The sequence below is a fragment of the Acetitomaculum ruminis DSM 5522 genome (assembly GCF_900112085.1).
Classification (GTDB): domain Bacteria; phylum Bacillota; class Clostridia; order Lachnospirales; family Lachnospiraceae; genus Acetitomaculum; species Acetitomaculum ruminis.
The window spans coordinates 74045-93228 of the sequence record NZ_FOJY01000003.1 but is presented as its reverse complement, the minus strand read 5'-3'; the positions used below and the strand labels follow the sequence as shown (position 1 = coordinate 93228).

Sequence of the window (19184 nt, the reverse complement as noted above, 5' to 3'; positions counted from 1 at the left end):
CCTGCGCCTTTTTTACGAAAGGTATTTTAAAACAATATCATCTATTATTTCAGGATTAATAGGTTTTTCTATATAGTCATTAAAACCTGCTTCATGGTAAATTGAATCCATATTTTCAAATGAAGTGGCGGTTATGGAAATAATAGGAACCTTCTTAAAATAACTGCCCTTTAAATCTCTGATAACCCTGACGGTTTCTAATCCGTCTAGTAGCGGCATGAGGTGGTCTATGAATATTAAATCATAGCGGGAATCATTTTCCAAAAGCCTGATAGCGTCTTTTCCGTTGGTGACGCTGTCTATTTTAATAAGATAACCATCTAAAAGTCCTGCCATAATCTCAATATTGACACGGCTGTCATCCACAATAAGAACTCGTTTGTCACTGGCAGTAAAGGTAATGTTACCGTTATTTTTCTTATCGTTAATGGAGTGCAGCATATCATAAATATTCAGACAATTTATAGGCGTTGATAACACAGGCAGAGTGTTGTTTTGAATTTCCTTAACACTTTCGTCCGTGATTAAAACAATGGTAATAGTCTGGTTAAGGGCGCTTATCCTGTCTTTTATTTTTTCATATTCGATATAATCAATAAAGAGATAATCTGCGTTGGAAACAGACATACTGGTAAATACATTTTCAATATTTTTACAAATGCCATAAGGAATGCCTAACATTGAAAAAGAAGTAACAAGGGAAGCTTCCGTAAGTTTATCTTTAACATGAAATAAAACAAAGGAAACCTTAAGTCTTTTTGGGTTGATTATAGGCTCACCATTGGCAATAATCTGAGGAAGGGTAGCACTGATATTGATCTGATTGGATTCATTGCTTTTTATTCTTAATTGTCCTCCCATTAAATCCACCATTCCCTTTATAATGGAAGTTTGAATATTGGGATTATCATCATAAAGTCCTTGACTTGTATAGTACTTTGCGAAGGAATTAACGGAGTCTTTTTCGGCCTTGATGGATTTATAGGTTGTGGAAAAAATAAGATTGATACGGTTATCAATGTCAGTATTTTCCGTTGTAACCCTGAATTCAATAACATTATCCTTGCTACTTATTGTGGCTGCATCAATAAGATTATAGATAATCTGACTTATTTTTTTTCTATCTCCGGTCAGTTCAGAGGGAATAAATGGATTTATTTCAAGTATCAATCTGGTGCATTTTTGATCCGTGTTGTTTCTTAAGGAACGGAAAATATTTTTGAAAAAATCAAAAGTGGTATAGGTATGATTTTCCAGAGTAATTTTTCCTGCTCTGATTTTTGATAAATCTATAATATTATTAAAAATCTTCAACAAATTTGATGCAGAATCAATAATGCTTGAGGCATAATTTTTTGATGAAACGTTTTCACTATCTCTTATAATAAGCTCTGCCATTCCGATTATGGAATTTACAGGGGTTCTTACTTCATGGGACATATTTGAAATAATTATTGAATTAAAAAAGTTTTGCGCCATAGGACCGCTGGAAACGGAAGGTACTTTATAAGCGTTTTCTTCCACTGTTTCAAAGGAATTACTTAATATATCTCTGTAATTTTGCACCTTGGATGGAAAAGTTTCTCTTGATTCAAGAAAAATGGTTATAGTTTTTGAAACATAAAAAGTATCCAGGGCAGCCTTAATGTCAGCAGGATATGAAGCTATTGCAATATGAATATTTACAAAAAGCTCCTCATCCTTGATATATAATGGCTTATTGAAACGCAAAGTAATATTTTTCACAAAATTATCATAGCTTTGGGTGCTTGGAAAAACAACGCAAAGCTGGCGTCCTTCCATTCTGTAGACACTTTTATTTTCGCAAAGTCTGATAGTAATTGATGCAACATCCTGAAAAATTGCTTCAGAATACTGGAAACCGTGTTTTTTAAAAATATCTCTGAAATTCGTGATATTAATAAAAAGTATATTAAAAGGAATATTGTTTTCTATATACCTGGTTACAAAAGAGTTTAAGGAAGCGGCACTTTCTAATGAAATTGTCTTGTCGAAACTGCTGTAATCCTTGTTGAAAAAGGAAAAGCCCAAAGCAAACACCGTAATAAAATTGGTAATAAGCTGTGACGGGAAAAACAGCTGTATGGCCAAACCAAAAATAATAAAGAACAATGAATTAATAAAATATGGCTTTATGGCATTTGAAAAATAACTTCTAAGAATAAAAATAACCAGCAAAGACATTACAAGATAAAGGAAGGAAATTGCATAAAGAATGTAAGTTCCAAAATGTCTTATGTATTCGCCGTTATTTCCCAGAGAATAAATCACATGGGAAATAGGATTTGAAAGTATTAATGCAACACTTATAAGAGACGGCAAAATAGAAATCAGAATAAAAAGTTTTTTCTTGTATTCCACAGCATCGATAACTCTTGATAAGGACATATAAAACAAAAACAAAGAAATTGGCATAAGATTGGTTATAATAGTATAAGCTGTTAGCAAAACCTCCAAAGCCTGAGGTGCTATTAAAAAAAGCTTATCAGAAAAAACAACATAAACCACATCTAATAAACTGGAAGTTCCTGTTAATAACAAAGCTGTAATAAAATAATAATTAATTGAATAATTCACTCTTGTTCTAGTTGTATATACAATAAAAAAAATTGCTGCCAGACAAGAAGCACAAACTTCGAAATCTATATTATAATACATGTGCAATCTACCTCCGATATATATTACGTATGTCACAACAGATTGTAGAATTTGCTTAAAAACATATGCAAATTTGTTATCTCTATTATGTTTCGGCTTAATAAAAAGTATTGATACACCTTTTTGGGAGAGAAAAAACTAAAATATTTACAAATTTGTTAAAAATTTATGTCGTACGTATTGAGTTTTTTTCAAATCTGTTGTATGATATAAGAGCAGATGAAATATTTATCTTATTTTAATATTTTCTTAATTATAATTTTATCTGTTTATGATGGTAGAATAGTTTTTAGTGTATATGATATGAGAAGGCAGTAAGGAGAGGCTGTCTAGTGACTTGGAGGAAAGATGAATAACAAAAATATTATCAAAAGAACAGTGGCATGTGCATTATCTGTGTGCATGGCAGCATCACTTGCAGTAATGAATACAAACGCAACAGAACTTAGCGACGCAAAGAATTCTCTTGCGGCAGCAAATAACAATATCAATTCTTTGACCAACCAGATTTCAGAGACTGAATCTGAAGTTGAATCTCTTAATTCAGAATTAGTTACATTGATGGTAAATATTAATGTTATCGAAGAAGAAATCACAAGCAAGGAAGCAGAAATTGACTCGGCTGAAAAAGATTTAGAAGAAGCCAAGGAAACAAAGGATGAACAGTACAAAGCCATGAAAGCTCGTATTAAATATGTTTACGAAAATGGTGGAAGTGCAGGAATTATTGATAAGATTCTTTCAGCAGACAGTATAGCTGATATCGTAAATAGAGTAGATTATGCATCTACAGTTTCGGATTATGACAATAACCTTCTTGCAAGCTATGAAGAAGCAGTTGAAAAAGTTGAAACTCTTGAAAAGAAGCTTGAAACTGAAAAATCAGAGCTTGTAGAGATGCAGGATGAAAATAACCAACAGAAAGCAGATTTAGAAAATCTCATAAATGAAAAGAAAACTCAGGTTGATAATTTTGATGCTCAGTTAGCAGAAGCTAAAAAACAGGCAGCAGCAGCTCAGGCTACTATTGATAAAGAAAATGCCAAGATTGCAGCGGCAGAAGCAGCAGCTCGTGCAGCAGCAGCTAGGACACAGGCTCCAGCACAGACAACAAATAACTCACAGCCTGCAAATAATACTACACCAAGTGATCCAACACCGGCTCCGGCACCGACACCAGCTTCAGGTGTAGGTGCAGCAGCAGCATCCTACGGACTTCAGTTTGTTGGAAATCCATATGTATGGGGTGGAGAGTCCCTTACAAATGGATGTGACTGTTCAGGATTTGTAAAAGCTGTATATGCTAACTTTGGTGTAGCGCTTCCACATTATTCTGGAGCACTTCAAAGCGTAGGAGGTGCAGTTTCTTATGAGAACGCTCAGGCAGGAGATATTGTTTGCTATAGTGGACATGTAGCTTTATACATTGGCGGTGGAAAGATTGTTCATGCTGCTGATGAGTCTACAGGTATCATAGTAAGTAATGCAACTTTCAGACCAATCATCACAATCAGAAGAGTTGCTTAATCTATTGATAAAAATCTTTTGAATATTTAGGAAGTTCCATTTGGGGCTTCCTATTTTTGTTTAGGCAAAGTAAATTAAGCGTTGGGGAAGGAAAAATAAATGAAATTACTAAGACGCATTGTTGCTGTAGCAGCTGTAATATTGACAACTCTTGTTTTATTTGTATATTTTGATAATTATAACAATTTGGGAAAAGAAGACAGTTCTGATGAAAAGCTTTTGGGAAAAGACATTGAGAAAGAAAAAATAGAAAAATATACTGAAGGATTTATGGAGTGTGTATCAAAATTTGACATAGAATTGTTAGTGGCAAATCTGGACGAGGTATCGGATTATGATTTTGAAGAACTCTCAAGAATTGAAAAAATGAAGGAATATTTTGAAAATCAGTGTTCGAAAATGACCTATGAAATAAAAAGTCTTGATGTAAACACAAAAACTGTAGTTTTAGAGGTTAAATATATAGATATGACAGATTTTGTGGCAAGCCTTCTGGTTAATCAAATGACTTATACCATAAAACCGGATTCTCAGGCTGAAGAAATAATCAAAGCGGAAAACAAGCTGGTGGAGGAGTCTGTTAAAGATACAAAAGACAGCTACGATGAAAAGGAAATAACTTTGGAATTGATTAGTACTGAAAAATTATATATAGTAAAGTCTACAAAAGAAATCAGGGATATGATAACTTGCGACTATTTAAAGGCAATAGACAGCCTAAATATGAAACCGGTTATTATGACCCAGTAGCGGGCTTTACAAGAAAAAAGCCCATGGTTTATAATATATAGTGGCTTTACGATATTAAAAAGCGATATTAGGAGAAAAAAATGAAAGAATATGATTATTTAATAGTTGGTGCCGGAATATTTGGAGCAGTATTTGCCTACGAAGCCGGCTTAAAGGGTAAAAAATGCCTTTGTATTGACAAAAGAGACCACATAGGTGGAAATATTTATACAAAAAATATGGAAGGAATAAATGTGCATGCCTACGGTGCACATATTTTTCATACAAGTAACAAAGAAATTTGGGATTATGTTAATACTTTTGCAAAATTTAACAGGTATACTAATTCACCGATTGCAAGATATCATGATGAATTATACAATATGCCTTTTAACATGAATACATTTCATGCCATGTGGGGAGTAATCACACCAAAAGAAGCAAGAGAAAAAATTGAAGAGCAAAAGAAAGAATCAGGTATTAAAGAGCCTAAAAATTTAGAAGAGCAGGCCATAAGCCTTGTGGGAAAAGATATTTATGAGAAACTTGTAAAAGGATATACAATGAAGCAATGGGGCAGGGATCCTAAGGAACTACCTTCATTTATTATTAAAAGACTTCCTGTAAGATATACCTACGACAATAATTATTTTAATGATAAATATCAGGGGATTCCAGAAGGTGGTTATACACAAATTGTTGAAAAAATGCTGGAAAAATGTGAAGTTCGCTTAAATACAGATTTCTTTGAAAACAAAGAATATTACATGAATCTGGCGGATAAAGTCCTTTTTACAGGTATGATAGACGAATTTTATGATTATTGCTACGGATATTTGGAATACAGAACTCTTCGTTTTGAAACGGAAGTTTTGGATGAGGAAAATTATCAGGGAAATGCCGTTGTAAATTACACTGACTATCAGACACCTTACACAAGGATAATAGAACATAAGCATTTTGAATTTATGTGTCAAAATGAAAATCCTCTGTCAAAAACGGTTATTACAAGAGAATTTCCTGCAACTTGGAAGCCGGGGGATGAACCTTATTATCCAATGAATGATGAAAAAAACAATGAAATATACCAAAAATATAAAGCATTGGCAGATAAAGAAGAAAATGTGATTTTTGGAGGAAGACTTGGGCTTTATAAATATATGGACATGCACAATGTTATTGAAGAAGCCCTAAAGCTTACAGAAAAAGTTTTATAGATATTGATGATTTAAGACTAGATACAGGAGAAAAACTATGGGTAAATATTTTGGTACAGATGGATTTAGAGGAGAAGCAAATGTAGTTCTTACAGTTGAACATGCTTATCAAATCGGCAGATTTATCGGCTGGTATTATGGAAAAAGAGAAAATAAAAAATGTACAGTATGTATCGGAAAAGATACCAGAAGATCCAGCTATATGTACGAATACTCCCTGGCAGCAGGACTTACAGCTTCCGGAGCTGATGCAAATTTATTACATGTAACCACAACACCTAGTGTTGCCTATGTTACAAAAACTGAGGATTTTGATTGTGGAATAATGATTTCAGCAAGCCATAATCCTTACTATGACAACGGAATCAAACTTATTAATTCCAAAGGGGAAAAGATGGACGAGGAAACCATCTTAAAAATCGAAGATTATATTGATGGAAAAATCGAACCTATTCCTTACGCAAAGGGAGAAGAAATAGGCTGTACAGTAGATTATGCCGCAGGACGAAACAGATATGTGGGCTATCTTATTTCTCTTGCCACAAGGTCTTACAAGGGAATGAAGGTGGGACTTGACTGTGCCAACGGAAGCGCCTGGATGATTGCAAAAAATGTATTTGATGCCTTAGGAGCAAAAACTTATGTTATAAATAATAATCCTGATGGAGTAAATATCAATACAAATTGCGGTTCCACACATATTGAAGGCCTTTGTCAGTTTGTTAAAGAAAACCAGTTGGATATAGGCTTTGCCTTTGACGGAGACAGCGACAGATGCCTTGCAGTAGACGAAAACGGAAATGTGGTGGACGGAGATTTAATTTTATATATCTGTGGTCGCTATATGAAAGAAATCGGCGAATTAAGCAATAATACGGTTGTAACCACTGTAATGTCAAATTTTGGCTTGTACAAGGCTTTTGACGAAGCAGGTATTGAGTATGAAAAAACAGCCGTTGGTGATAAATATGTATACGAAAATATGTCAAACAATGGACATAAAATCGGAGGAGAGCAGTCAGGACACATTATCTTTAGCAAATATGCCACAACTGGAGATGGAATACTTACAGCCATTAAATTAATGGAAGTGGTTTTAGAAAAGAAAATGTCTCTTGCAAAACTGGCATCACCGGTTAAGATTTATCCTCAGGTTTTAATCAATGTAAAGGTAAAAGACAAAAAAGCTGTAAAAGAAGATGAACAGGTAAAAGCTGCCATTAAAGCTGTAGAAGAAGAATTGGGAGACAGCGGAAGAATACTTGTAAGAGAAAGCGGAACTGAACCTCTAATCAGGGTAATGGTTGAAGCAAAGGAAGCGGATATCTGTGAGCTTCTTACCAGAAAAGTAGTAGATACAATTAAAAGCAGGGGCTATGAAGCCTAATGGGAGACTATTATGAAAATAATACATTGCTCTGATCTGCATTTGGACTCTCGTATGGAAACCAACTTAAGCAGGGAACAGGCGGTAGAAAGGAAGAAAGAGTTTTTTCTAGCCTTTGAAAAAATGATTTTTTATGCAAAAGTCAACGAAGTAAAGGTTATTATCATTGCCGGAGACTTCTTTGACAATTCCCATGCCGGTCTTTCCTTGAAAAAGAAGGTGCTTTCCTTAATAGTGGATAATCCCGATATTGATTTTTTATATTTAAAGGGAAGACATGACAGTAAAAATGTATTTGATGACCTGGAAATCGAAATCAGTAATTTAAAGTTTTTCTCGGAAGAATGGACAAAATATTCCTATCTTGAGGAGAATCTTATAATTTCAGGCATAGAAGTATCCAAAGAAAACAATATGAGTCTTTACGATTCGCTGATTTTAGATAAAGACAAGGTAAATATAGTGGTAATGCACGGACCTGAAGCAAATACCTATTCATCAGATACAGAAGATTTCATAAATATCAGGGAACTTCAAAATAAATATATAGATTATCTGGCATTGGGATATCTTCATGATTTTAAGTTGGAAAAACTTGATAACAGGGGAGTTTTTTGCTATAGTGGCTCTTTAAGCGGGCGTGGTTTTGACGAGTGTGGCTTAAAGGGATTTGTTGTGGTGGACATTAACAATGGAAATGTAGAAGTGGAGTTTGCCCCTATCAGACAAAGAGACTTTTATAAGGTGGAAGTGGATATTTCAGGGCTTTTAACAGCAAAAGAAATCCTTGAAAGAATTAAAGATGCCACAAAAAATATTGACAGTAAAGACCTTGTAAGAGTGAGCCTTGTAGGGGATGTTAGCATGGATTGCGATATGGATTTAGGATATTTTTACAGGCAATGTAAAGATGATTTTTATTTCATAAAGATAGTTGACAGAACAAAACTTGCAATAGATTACGAAGATTATAAATACGATGCTTCATTAAAGGGAGAGTTTATCCGTACCATTTTAGAACTGGATATGGATAATGAAGAAAAAGACAAGATAATAATAACCGGCATAAAAGCTCTGTCGGGAGAGGATATAGAGCTATGAAACTTAAAAACTGTCATATTGAAAATTTTGGCAAATTGCATGAATTTTCATATAAGTTTAATGATGAATTAAACATAATTAAAGAAAACAACGGCTGGGGCAAAACCACTTTTGCCGTATTTATCAAGGCTATGTTTTACGGGCTGGATTACTCCCCGAAAAAAGGTATTTCAGGTAGCGAAAGAAAGAAATACTTACCATGGAACGGGGGAAGATTTGGCGGTAGCCTTGATTTTTGTGTCCATAATTTAAACTACAGGGTAGAGCGTTTCTTTGGTGAAAATGTAAATGATGACAGCTTTAAACTCTATAATCTTGATACCGGGCTTGAAAGCACAGATTTTAGTGAAAATATAGGTGAAGAAATTTTTCTCATTGATAAAGAATCCTTTGAAAGAAGCAATTATATTCCCCAAAGTGACATAGAGATAAATGTTACCGATAGTATAAATGCCAAAATCAGCAATCTTGCTGAAAATGTAAATGACATTAGTAATTCTGATGCTGCCCTTGAAACTTTGGAGGCAAGAAAAAAGGAATATAAGAGAAACAACAAAAAAGGCAGGATATATGAGCTTGAAGAAAGAATAAATGAGCTTAATCAAAAACTGGAAAACTGCATTAACAAAGAAAAGCGTATAGACGAGCTTTCAGAAAAAATATTTGAACAGCGTCTTATTAAAAATAAATATCAATTGGCAAAGGCTGAACTAAAGGAAAAAATTCGTAAAAAAAGTTCCTTTATGGAAAAACAGGCCAAGTTTGAACATTATGCCATGCTTGAAAGACAGCTTGAAGAGGCAAAGACTATTCAAAAAGAACTGGAAGAATTCTTTACAAGGCATTATCCTCAGGATGATGAATTTATGATTATTACCGAGGAAATTCGTAAAATCAGTGAATATAGGCTTATTTTAAATGAAAATCCCAAAAATAACGGTGACGAAGACAGGTTAATGTTTTTACAGGAATTTTTTGATGAGGGAGTACCGTCAGAAGAAGAGTTGTCAAAATGCAGAGACTTGGTAGAACAAAAGAAAATCCTTGATTCTCAACTGGAAAACGAAAAGTTTGGAAACGAAGATATAGACAGACTTGAAAATCTTAAAAGTTTTTTTGAAAACGGCAAGCCTGATTTAGAGGTCATAAACGGCTTTATGGAAGATTACACCATGGCAGAGGAACTGGAAAAAGAAATTGTCAGTAAAAAAGCCAAGGTGGAGGTTCTTAGAAATGTTGAAACCCCTGAGGTAAACGAAAGAATAAGCGGCTACATACAAAGAGAAAGAATTGCCTTTGGAATAGGTATAATTTTTATTCTGGTAGGCTCCATAGCAATGTTTATGAAAATGTCTAATGCTTTTTTGCCGATGATTGGCGGAATTGTTTTAATTATTTATTCAATGGTGACAGATGCCTCAAAAAGGGGAAGAATAAAACTTCAAAATGAGCTGGATTACAGTAATGCCGAAAAAGAACTGATGACACTTTTAGACAAAAAGCAGACGTTGGAACTGCCTTATATAGAATTTGTTGAAAGGTATCCAATAGTTGATGCCACTGCAAATATTCCCCATTCCCTTAGCGAAATCAAGACAAAGCTTGCGGAATATGAGAATTTAACCGAGCGTTTTTTAGAAAGCGAAGAAAAGCGTAAAGAGGTTATAAAAAATCAGGCCAATGTTATTATGGACATTGAAAGCGTCCTTAGATATTATGCAGAAAAGTCAAATATGAGTGACTATGGAGCAGTTTTAAACCAGGTTGTGGATTATCGTAAGGAATTTTTTGAATTAGGAGAAAGACTTAAGAAAAACAAAGAGGCTACCCAGGCAGTAACCGGCTTAAAAGATGATGTAGAAAATTTCTTTCATTTATATTTTGAAGAAATTGGAGAAGAACGCTATGAAGAGCTTCTGGCAAAGGTAAGAGATAATAAAAACAGACTTGATCTGGCAAGAAATGATGTAGAGCGCTGGGAAATGGAAAAGGCTGATTTTGAGCTGGAAAATAATGTTTTAGACGGAAGTGAAATCCTTAGTGAAGAAGAAGAGGATTTTTCAGAATCTTTGGAACATTTACAGGTGCTGGAATTGGAAAAAGACCACCAGATAGCAGAAGTAGACGACATCATTAGTTCCTACAGAAAAGATGTGGATGAATTAAGTGTTATTGCTGAAGAAAAAAATGACATAGAAGAAGAATTGTCATTTGTCAGGGAAGAGAAAAAAGAATGTGAATATAATTATGCCATTTTGGATAAGACCATAAAATATCTTACTTATGCCAAGGAGCAATTTACCTCAAGATATTTAAGCCCTATGAAAAAGGGCTTCGAAAAATACATATCTATTATTGAAAATGACAATAATTATTCCAATAAATTTTTAATGGATGTCAATTTAGATATTTCAATAAATGACGACGGGGTCATAAAAAACAGGGACTATATGAGTACTGGAATGAGGGATTTTGTCAGTATATGTATACGATTTGCACTGATTGATGCTTTGTATAAAGGAGAAAAACCCTTTGCCATATTAGACGATCCTTTTGTAAATTTTGATGAAAACAAAATGGCAAATGTAAAAAATCTGCTTACAAAAATAAGTAAGGATTATCAGATTATTTATTTCACCTGCCATGACAGTAGGAGTTTATAAGAGCCTGAAAACAGGGACTATTGATGTAGAAATAAAAAGGTCAAGAGTTTTGCTAAAAAATGAAAACTAAAAATTGCACCCTGTTTTGCAAATAACTTTGTGCAATATTGACCCTTTTATTTCTGAAAAGAATTTGCTAAGATATAGTAAGAAAAACACAATATCTTGTATCTGTAGAATTATATAGATACAAGATATATTCATGTAATGGCAAAAAATAACGAACAGGATGTTTTTTAATTAATTAATTATGGGAGAGAATAAGCGTGAAGATTATTAAAAGAAGCGGAATTGAAGTAGAATATAACGGTGAAAAAATTATATCAGCAGTTAGCAGAGCAAACAAAGAAGTTTCTGAAGCAGACAGACTTTCGCAAAAACAAATCGAGATGATAGAAGATAATGTTCATAAGATTTGCGATTCCATGAACAGAGCTTTAAACGTGGAAGAAATTCAAGACCTTGTTGAAAATGAGATAATGTCTCTTAGAATGTTTAAAGTTGCCAGAAAATATATTACTTACAGATACAGTAGAGCTCTTGTAAGAAAATCCAATTCTACAGACAAGCAGATAATGAGCCTCATAGAAAGAGATAATGAAGAGGTTAAACAGGAAAATTCCAATAAAAATCCTTATGTAAACAGTGTTCAAAGAGATTACATGGCTGGAGAGGTAAGTAAGGACATCACAAGAAGATTCCTTCTTCCTTATGACATTGTAAGGGCTAATGATGATGGTATCATCCATTTTCATGATGCAGATTACTTTGCCCAGCATATGCACAATTGCTGCCTTGTAAATCTTGAGGATATGTTACAAAACGGAACAGTTATCAGTGAAACCATGATAGAGACTCCAAAGAGCTTTTCCACAGCCTGCAATATTGCTACACAGATTATTGCCCAGGTAGCAAGCTCACAATATGGCGGTCAGAGTATTTCCCTTTCCCACCTGGCTCCTTTTGTAGATGTCAGCAGAAGGAAATATATCCGTGAAGTCAGAAAAGAATTCGAACTGGCAGGTTTGGAGTTAAATCTGGCGCAGATAAATTCAGTCGCAGAGCAAAGAGTAAAAGAAGAAATAAGGCGTGGAGTTCAGACAATACAATATCAGGTAATTACCCTTATGACCACCAATGGACAGGCACCTTTTGTAACTGTATTTATGTATCTTGATGAAGTGGAAGCAGGAAGAACAAGGGACGACCTTGCCTTAATTATAGAAGAAATGCTTAAACAAAGGATTTTAGGCGTAAAAAATGAAAAAGGTGTATACATTACTCCTGCCTTTCCAAAGCTTATATATGTATTGGAAGAGGATAATATTTCAGAAGACAGCGAATACTGGGAGCTTACAAAGCTTGCGGCAGAATGCACAGCCAAAAGAATGGTGCCGGACTTTATCTCCGAAAAAGTAATGAAAGAATTAAAAGAGGAAAACTGCTATCCTTGCATGGGATGCCGTTCATTCCTTACAGTATATAAAGATGAGTCTGATAAATATAAATTCTATGGAAGATTTAATCAGGGTGTCGTAACCATCAATCTTGTGGATGCGGCTTGTTCTTCCAATAGGGATATGGATGAATTCTGGAAAATTCTTGACGAAAGACTTGAACTTTGTAAAAAGGCTCTTATGTGCCGTCATGACAGACTTAAGGGAACACCTTCTGATGTTGCACCGATTCTTTGGCAATATGGTGCTCTTGCCAGATTAAAAAAAGGTGAGACAATAGATAAACTTCTTTATAACGGTTATTCCACATTGTCATTGGGATATGCCGGACTTTGTGAATGTACAAAATACATGACAGGAAACAGTCATACAAATCCTGAGTCCACACCGTTTGCCCTTGAAGTTATGAAGCATTTAAATGACAAATGCCAGGAGTGGGCTAAAGAGACAAATATCGCATTTTCTCTTTATGGAACACCTTTAGAGTCCACTACTTACAAATTTGCAAAGAAACTTCAGAAAAGATTTGGAATTATCGAAGGAGTTACAGATAGAAATTATATAACAAACAGTTACCATGTACATGTTACCGAAAAAATAGATGCATTTGAAAAGCTTAAATTTGAATCACAATTTCAAATGCTTAGCCCTGGTGGTGCAATAAGCTATGTTGAAGTACCTAATATGACAAACAACATAGATGCAGTGCTTACACTTATGAAATATATTTATGATAATATCATGTATGCAGAATTAAACACCAAGAGCGATTTTTGCCAGGTTTGCGGCTATGATGGAGAGATTCAAATAGTAAATGATGAAGACGGAAAACTTGTCTGGGAGTGCCCAAATTGTGGAAACAAAGACCAGGATAAGATGAATGTTGCCCGTCGTACCTGCGGATATATTGGTACACAGTTCTGGAATCAGGGAAGAACCCAGGAAATTAAAGAAAGAGTTATGCATTTATAAAATAATCAGAGGCTTTACATAAGTTGTAAAGCCTTTTTCCAAGTAAAGCGGACATTCGGAATCCGCTTCGCTACTTCCTCATGAACGCAGTGGCACTTTGTGCCACCTGTCAGAATGGGCTTTACCCCCTTCTGACACTAGTAAGCTTATACCCCCGCTTAAAGCTTACGCTTTTGAAGCGGGGGATTGCTTACACTGCGTTAAAAAAATCGAAAAAAAGAAAGAAAACAGGTATCAGATATGAAAAAACCGGAATTAAAAGCAGAAAATACAAAGGAAATACTTCATACAAAATATGTCAAGGTATATGATTTTTCATATGGTGAGGATTTTCATTATTACAATGCCTCAAGACGGGAAAAAAGAGAGCTTTGTGCTTTAGCTTCAGAACAAGAACAAAAAAACATGTTAGCTGATGCAGTCAGTTGTTTTCTGATTCTTCAAAAAGAAAACGAAGAGGCGAAGCTTGTTTTGTTGTATGAATTCAGATATCCTGTGGGACATTTTGTATTAGGTGTGCCGGCAGGACTTATTGATAAAAAAGACAGGGAAGAAGAATCTCCTCTTATAGAGGCGGCAGTTCGAGAAATACGGGAAGAAACCGGGCTTGATGTAAAAAAAGAAGATGCCCATATTGTAAATTCCTTATTATATATGACACCAGGCTTTAGTGATGAAAGCAACGGCGTGGTATGTGTGGTTGCACATCCTGAAAAAACTGATATACTTAATCAGACAGGGGCTGAAATAACAGAATGTTTTGACGGATTTGAGCTGGTGGATAAAAAACAGGCAATAGAATTATTAAAAAACGGACATGACAAAAATGGATTTCATTATCCCTTAATAACCTGGGCGGCTCTTTCATATTTTGCCGGTGATTTTTGGAAGGAATTTTAAGAAAAAAGACTGTAATTGATGGTTTATTGGCTTTAAAACCCCTAAAACGACAAAAACAATCAATTTAATGGATAAATTTAAAAAAAATTCACTTCAAATTTATAAAAAAAACTTATATTTATGGTAATATAATTACAAAATAGCACCGAGGTGAATGTTATGAATTACGGAGAAATTAAAAAAACTGATATAGCAAATGGTAATGGAGTAAGGGTAAGTCTTTTTGTATCCGGCTGCACTCACCATTGTAAAGGTTGTTTTAATTCGGAAACCTGGGATTTTAACTATGGTAAACCATACACAAAAGAAACTGAAGAAGAAATTTTAGAGGCCTTGTCAAAACCCTTTATCAAGGGCTTGACTCTCCTTGGGGGAGAACCATTTGAAATAGAAAATCAAAGAGAGCTGGTAGGCCTTTTAAAAAAAATAAAAAAAATGTATCCCAAAAAAGACATATGGTGTTATACAGGATATCTGATGGATGATGATCTGTTGGATGGTGGATCTGCCTATTGTGAAGTCACCAAAGATATGCTTGCCATGATAGACATATTGGTAGACGGTGAATTTAAAGAGGAACTTAAAGACATAAGTCTTGTGTTTCGGGGCTCATCGAATCAACGAATCATTGATGTGAAAGCATCGGTGAAAAATAATAAGGTTGTCCTTGCATCAATTGCGTCATAAGAGTGATAAAAGGAGAAAATAATGATTTACACAAAGCTTACAATGATAGCTTTAAACATTGCATATGCAGCACATGCCGGAGCCTATGATAAGGGGCATGTTCCATATGTATTCCACCCGCTTCATGTAGCGGAAGAAATGGATGATGAATACAGCACTGCAGCAGCACTTTTGCATGATGTTGTGGAAGATTCATCATGGACACTCGATGACTTAAGAAGAGAAGGAATACCCGAAGAGGTTATAGAAGTGGTTGATCTTCTTACTCACACAGAAGGGGTTACCTATCATGATTACATTATGAATCTGACCATAAATCCTATAGCCGTAAAAGTCAAAATGGCAGACTTAAGGCATAATATGGATGAAAGCCGGATTTTGGAAGAAGACAGAAAACCCGACTTTAAATTACGCATTGCAAAGTATAGAAAAGAATATGAATACCTGAAAGCTTTTAGGAATATGCATCAGCAATATCCGCCGTCAAAAGTAATGATCTGACCTGTCAGATATGGGTTGCGGATTGCCAGATCAAAAAGAAATTCCCCGGCTTCTAAAGCAGTAGCAAAGCGACCTAAGGCTATTTCATCTTTAATTGCTTCCCTTTCTTCTGCTGAAAAACAGGAATTCATTTCTGTATCAATAACACCTAAAGCGGCTGCATTTACTTTGATATTAGAAGGTGCAACCTCTTTTGCCAGAGCCTTTGTAAAAGCGTTCATACCACCTTTAGAGGCAGAATATGCTACTTCGCAGGAAGCACCGTATATGCCCCAAACTGAAGAAACATTGACAATGCTTCCCGATTGTCGTCGTATCATTGATGGAAGCACTAATTTTGTACAGTTAAAAACCGAATTCAGATTTGAAGAAATCACATTATTCCATTCTTTAGGGCTCATATCCTGAAGAAGGCCGATATGAGAGATACCGGCATTATTAATTAAAACATCTATTTTTTTAAAATGCTTAAAACTTTCTTCAAATACCATTTCCATTTCGTCAAAATTTCCAGAATCAGCTTTAAAAATCAAAACATCAACATTGTATTCTTTAATAAGTTTGTCTTTGAGATTTTCTAATTTATCAATGGAATTTTTGCAATTTAAAGAAAGATTATAACCATTTTTGGCAAAAACTTCGGCTGTGGCAGCACCTATTCCCCTTGAAGCGCCGGAAATAAATACATTTTTTTGACTCAAAATATCACACTCCTTTTAGAGGAAAGAATAGCATATTGTCCTAAAAAATGCAAAATAATATGTCAGAAAATTCTGCAAATAAATAAAAAATTGTATGAGGAATTTTGGCATCTAGGTTGAAATTATGGGAAGATATGATATAATTATTGTAAGATGTCTGCAAAGACAAAATAAAATGCAAAGGGGTTGAATACTATGCGTTATATTATAAGCGGAAAGAACATTGACGTAACAGAGGGATTGAGAGATGCTATCGAGGGAAAGATGAATAAACTCGAAAAGTATTTTACTCCAGAAACAGAAGTAATTGTAACTTTAAGTGTCGAAAAAGAAAGGCAGAAGATTGAAGTTACCATACCGGTAAAAGGAAACATAATAAGATCCGAGCAGGTAAGCAATGATATGTATGTTTCAATAGATCTTGTAGAGGAGGTTATTGAAAGACAGCTAAAGAAATATAGAAAAAAAATAGTAACCAAAAAACAGGCAGCAGCCAGCTTTAAGAAAGAATTCATCGAAGATGATTTTGATGATTATGACGAGAATGAGGTACGAATTGTCAGGGAAAAAAGGTTTAGCATAAAGCCTATGTACCCGGAAGATGCATGCGTACAAATGGAACTTTTAGGGCATAACTTCTTTGTATTTTTAAATGCTGAAACAGATCAGGTAAATGTAGTTTATAAGAGAAAGGGAAACACTTACGGAATAATAGAACCTGAATAATAAAATTAAATAGGAAAATCAGCCCGGGCTCTAGAAATTTTGGAGTCTGGGCTTTTATAAATTATCAGGAATATCAAATTATCTTTAATCGCTGACATATAATTTCTTCTTTTACACAAAAGTATTAATGAGTACATTTTCCCCAATTATAATAAAAACGGAAATTGCAATAAATACAGCAATGTAATCCGAAGAATAAATACAGTTTGCAAATTCCCCAAAGGTCATCCCCAGTAAGACTTCATAGAAAATAAGCTTAAAATAGTAGGAAACTAAAAAACCAATAACCGATGAAGATAAAAATATAAAAAAATAAAAAAGAATAACAGTCAAAAATCATAAAAAAGGAGAGTCCGAGCCTATAGGACAGATCGATTCCGATGTCGTCGGACAACAAAAAACATATAAGAATGATTAACGGCATGTACTTTTGGTTTCTTGTTGATACTAGAAAAATAAATGATTAAGTAGTAGCATATAGTATAGATATTGTCATGATGTTTTCAGGTAAGACAAGGTAAATGTTTGAAGTGATAATGGCTATGTTGATAAAATAATTTATTAGGAGGAACTACAGTTGCTGAAAAAACCAAAGAGTATTAATTCATTGATGAAGTATATGCGTGATGAGAAGAAAATTGATATTAATGGAAGTACTGAGAAGAAAAAGTTAAGATATATGGGGTATTATCACGGATATAAAGGATATAGATATCATTTTAGTCCTTCTAATTTATATAATTTTTCATCATTCACTGAAATACAGGCTGTATATGATTACGATATGGCATTAAAAACAATGTTTTATCCTGAAATTATGTTTCTGGAAACTGCACTTAAAAACTATGTTCTTGAAGAAGTATTAGAAACAGTAAATAGTAAAAGATTTGCAGATGTTTATGCACAGGTTTTGACTAGCTATAAGAAATTTCATATTGGAACTGATGGATACAAAAAGGAAATAAAGAAACGTATGAATGTTAGAAATAATATATATAAGCTTATTTCTAGGGATTATGAAAAGAGAAATGTTGTAAAACATTATTATGATAAAGATCAGCCTATACCTATCTGGGCGATATTTGAATTGATGAGTTTAGGTGATTTTGGAAGTTTTATAAGTTGTACTGATGAAAATATTAAGCATAAAATAGCCAGTAGTATTGGAATAAAAAAATCTTTTGATACTGATGGTATGATGACTCAAAGAATAGTGTATGCACTTAAAGACCTCAGAAATTCTGTCGCTCATAATAATACAATTTTTGATACAAGATTTAAAACTGGCAATATACACAATAATATTTCTAAATATATAAGTTCAGAGACGGGTATCAATAATATTAAATTTGATTCGATAATAGATTACGTGGTATTGATATGCTTTATTATGAATTTATTAGAATGTCCAAAGACCAGGATGAATAATATCCTTAGAGCTTTTGAAAATATAAATGAGACATTGCGGAAGCAAGTGCCTATATCAATTTATAATACGATTGTTCATACAGATGCTAGAAATAAGATTGAAAAAATGAAGGAATACATAAAACAATAATTTGTTGTTGTACTTTTTAGGAAAATGTGAGATAATATTGAGTAGAATTGCGGCGGACGTCTGAGGACTACGCTTAAGAGGGTTGGATGCGTCCGGCTCTCTTTTTGTTTTGGTAATTATGATGCGGCGAAGGGGTATCTACAGAATTTTGAATAGTTATAAAAAAATACAATAGCTTCGTCGCCAAAATTTCTACAAAAAATCCTAAAAAAACTCAAAACAACCTAAAATCCCTAGACCACACATGCTAAATATACATCATATAGAATTAACAGACACAAATATAGTTGGAATAATAGAACCTGAATAATAAAACTAAATAGGAAAATCAGCCAGGGCTCTAGAAATTTTGGAGTCCGGGCTTTTATAAATTATCAGG

The 19184-nt window shown here is 34.1% G+C and carries 14 protein-coding genes; 12 read left to right on the top strand and 2 right to left on the bottom strand.

Going from position 1 to position 19184, the window contains the following annotated elements; translation table 11 throughout:
* Positions 1-12: 12 nt before the first annotated feature.
* Positions 13-2679, bottom strand: a complete 2667-nt coding sequence (locus BM153_RS02675) for a response regulator (protein WP_092870505.1) — start codon at positions 2677-2679, stop codon at positions 13-15.
* A 348-nt stretch (positions 2680-3027) separates the two neighbouring features.
* Between BM153_RS02675 and BM153_RS02670 the strand changes: the two genes are divergently transcribed.
* The 10 genes from BM153_RS02670 (at position 3028) to BM153_RS02625 (ending at position 15820) form a co-directional block, all read left to right on the top strand.
* Positions 3028-4206: a coiled-coil domain-containing protein gene (locus BM153_RS02670; RefSeq protein ID WP_092870503.1), complete on the top strand. Its 1179-nt coding sequence runs from the start codon at positions 3028-3030 to the stop codon at positions 4204-4206.
* Between the two features lie 99 nt (positions 4207-4305).
* A complete protein-coding gene (locus BM153_RS02665) occupies positions 4306-4956 on the top strand; it encodes a hypothetical protein (RefSeq protein ID WP_092870501.1) in 651 nt (216 codons plus the stop codon).
* 80 nt (positions 4957-5036) lie between these two features.
* Positions 5037-6152 (top strand): UDP-galactopyranose mutase, encoded by a 1116-nt coding sequence (gene glf, locus BM153_RS02660; protein WP_092870499.1) that lies wholly within the window; start codon positions 5037-5039, stop codon positions 6150-6152.
* Positions 6153-6189: 37 nt separating this feature from the next.
* A complete protein-coding gene (gene glmM / locus BM153_RS02655) occupies positions 6190-7539 on the top strand; it encodes a phosphoglucosamine mutase (protein ID WP_092870497.1) in 1350 nt (449 codons plus the stop codon).
* A 12-nt stretch (positions 7540-7551) separates the two neighbouring features.
* Positions 7552-8640 carry a metallophosphoesterase family protein gene (locus tag BM153_RS02650; RefSeq protein ID WP_092870495.1) on the top strand — a complete coding sequence of 363 codons (1089 nt, stop codon included), beginning with the start codon at positions 7552-7554 and terminating at the stop codon, positions 8638-8640.
* Entirely contained in the window at positions 8637-11303 is a 2667-nt protein-coding gene (locus BM153_RS02645) for an AAA family ATPase (RefSeq protein WP_092870493.1), read from the top strand. The genes BM153_RS02650 and BM153_RS02645 overlap by 4 nt, the downstream gene beginning before the upstream one ends.
* Before the next feature lie 266 nt (positions 11304-11569).
* Positions 11570-13732, top strand: a complete 2163-nt coding sequence (gene nrdD, locus BM153_RS02640; RefSeq protein ID WP_092870491.1) for an anaerobic ribonucleoside-triphosphate reductase — start codon at positions 11570-11572, stop codon at positions 13730-13732.
* A gap of 240 nt (positions 13733-13972) precedes the next feature.
* Entirely contained in the window at positions 13973-14632 is a 660-nt protein-coding gene (locus BM153_RS02635) for an NUDIX hydrolase (protein ID WP_092870489.1), read from the top strand.
* Positions 14633-14791: 159 nt separating this feature from the next.
* A complete protein-coding gene (gene nrdG / locus BM153_RS02630) occupies positions 14792-15319 on the top strand; it encodes an anaerobic ribonucleoside-triphosphate reductase activating protein (RefSeq protein WP_092870487.1) in 528 nt (175 codons plus the stop codon).
* A gap of 21 nt (positions 15320-15340) precedes the next feature.
* Positions 15341-15820: an HD domain-containing protein gene (locus BM153_RS02625; protein WP_092870485.1), complete on the top strand. Its 480-nt coding sequence runs from the start codon at positions 15341-15343 to the stop codon at positions 15818-15820.
* On the opposite strand, the gene BM153_RS02620 is transcribed toward BM153_RS02625, so the two are convergent.
* Positions 15787-16521 (bottom strand): SDR family NAD(P)-dependent oxidoreductase, encoded by a 735-nt coding sequence (locus tag BM153_RS02620; protein ID WP_092870483.1) that lies wholly within the window; start codon positions 16519-16521, stop codon positions 15787-15789. The genes BM153_RS02625 and BM153_RS02620 overlap by 34 nt on opposite strands.
* A gap of 195 nt (positions 16522-16716) precedes the next feature.
* On the opposite strand from BM153_RS02620, the gene hpf reads away from it, so the two are divergent.
* Entirely contained in the window at positions 16717-17247 is a 531-nt protein-coding gene (hpf, locus tag BM153_RS02615; RefSeq protein WP_092870481.1) for a ribosome hibernation-promoting factor, HPF/YfiA family, read from the top strand.
* Positions 17248-17824: 577 nt separating this feature from the next.
* Entirely contained in the window at positions 17825-18805 is a 981-nt protein-coding gene (locus tag BM153_RS02610) for an Abi family protein (RefSeq protein ID WP_242949055.1), read from the top strand.
* Positions 18806-19184: the final 379 nt, after the last annotated feature.

What these genes read in the sequence shown, in the direction of transcription:
- BM153_RS02675 (WP_092870505.1), bottom strand. Translation starts at nt 2,679, where the DNA reads ATGTATTATAATATAGATTTCGAAGTTTGTGCTTCTTGTCTGGCAGCA.
- BM153_RS02670 (WP_092870503.1), top strand. Translation starts at nt 3,028, where the DNA reads ATGAATAACAAAAATATTATCAAAAGAACAGTGGCATGTGCATTATCT.
- BM153_RS02665 (WP_092870501.1), top strand. Translation starts at nt 4,306, where the DNA reads ATGAAATTACTAAGACGCATTGTTGCTGTAGCAGCTGTAATATTGACA.
- glf (WP_092870499.1), top strand. Translation starts at nt 5,037, where the DNA reads ATGAAAGAATATGATTATTTAATAGTTGGTGCCGGAATATTTGGAGCA.
- glmM (WP_092870497.1), top strand. Translation starts at nt 6,190, where the DNA reads ATGGGTAAATATTTTGGTACAGATGGATTTAGAGGAGAAGCAAATGTA.
- BM153_RS02650 (WP_092870495.1), top strand. Translation starts at nt 7,552, where the DNA reads ATGAAAATAATACATTGCTCTGATCTGCATTTGGACTCTCGTATGGAA.
- BM153_RS02645 (WP_092870493.1), top strand. Translation starts at nt 8,637, where the DNA reads ATGAAACTTAAAAACTGTCATATTGAAAATTTTGGCAAATTGCATGAA.
- BM153_RS02635 (WP_092870489.1), top strand. Translation starts at nt 13,973, where the DNA reads ATGAAAAAACCGGAATTAAAAGCAGAAAATACAAAGGAAATACTTCAT.
- nrdG (WP_092870487.1), top strand. Translation starts at nt 14,792, where the DNA reads ATGAATTACGGAGAAATTAAAAAAACTGATATAGCAAATGGTAATGGA.
- BM153_RS02625 (WP_092870485.1), top strand. Translation starts at nt 15,341, where the DNA reads ATGATTTACACAAAGCTTACAATGATAGCTTTAAACATTGCATATGCA.
- hpf (WP_092870481.1), top strand. Translation starts at nt 16,717, where the DNA reads ATGCGTTATATTATAAGCGGAAAGAACATTGACGTAACAGAGGGATTG.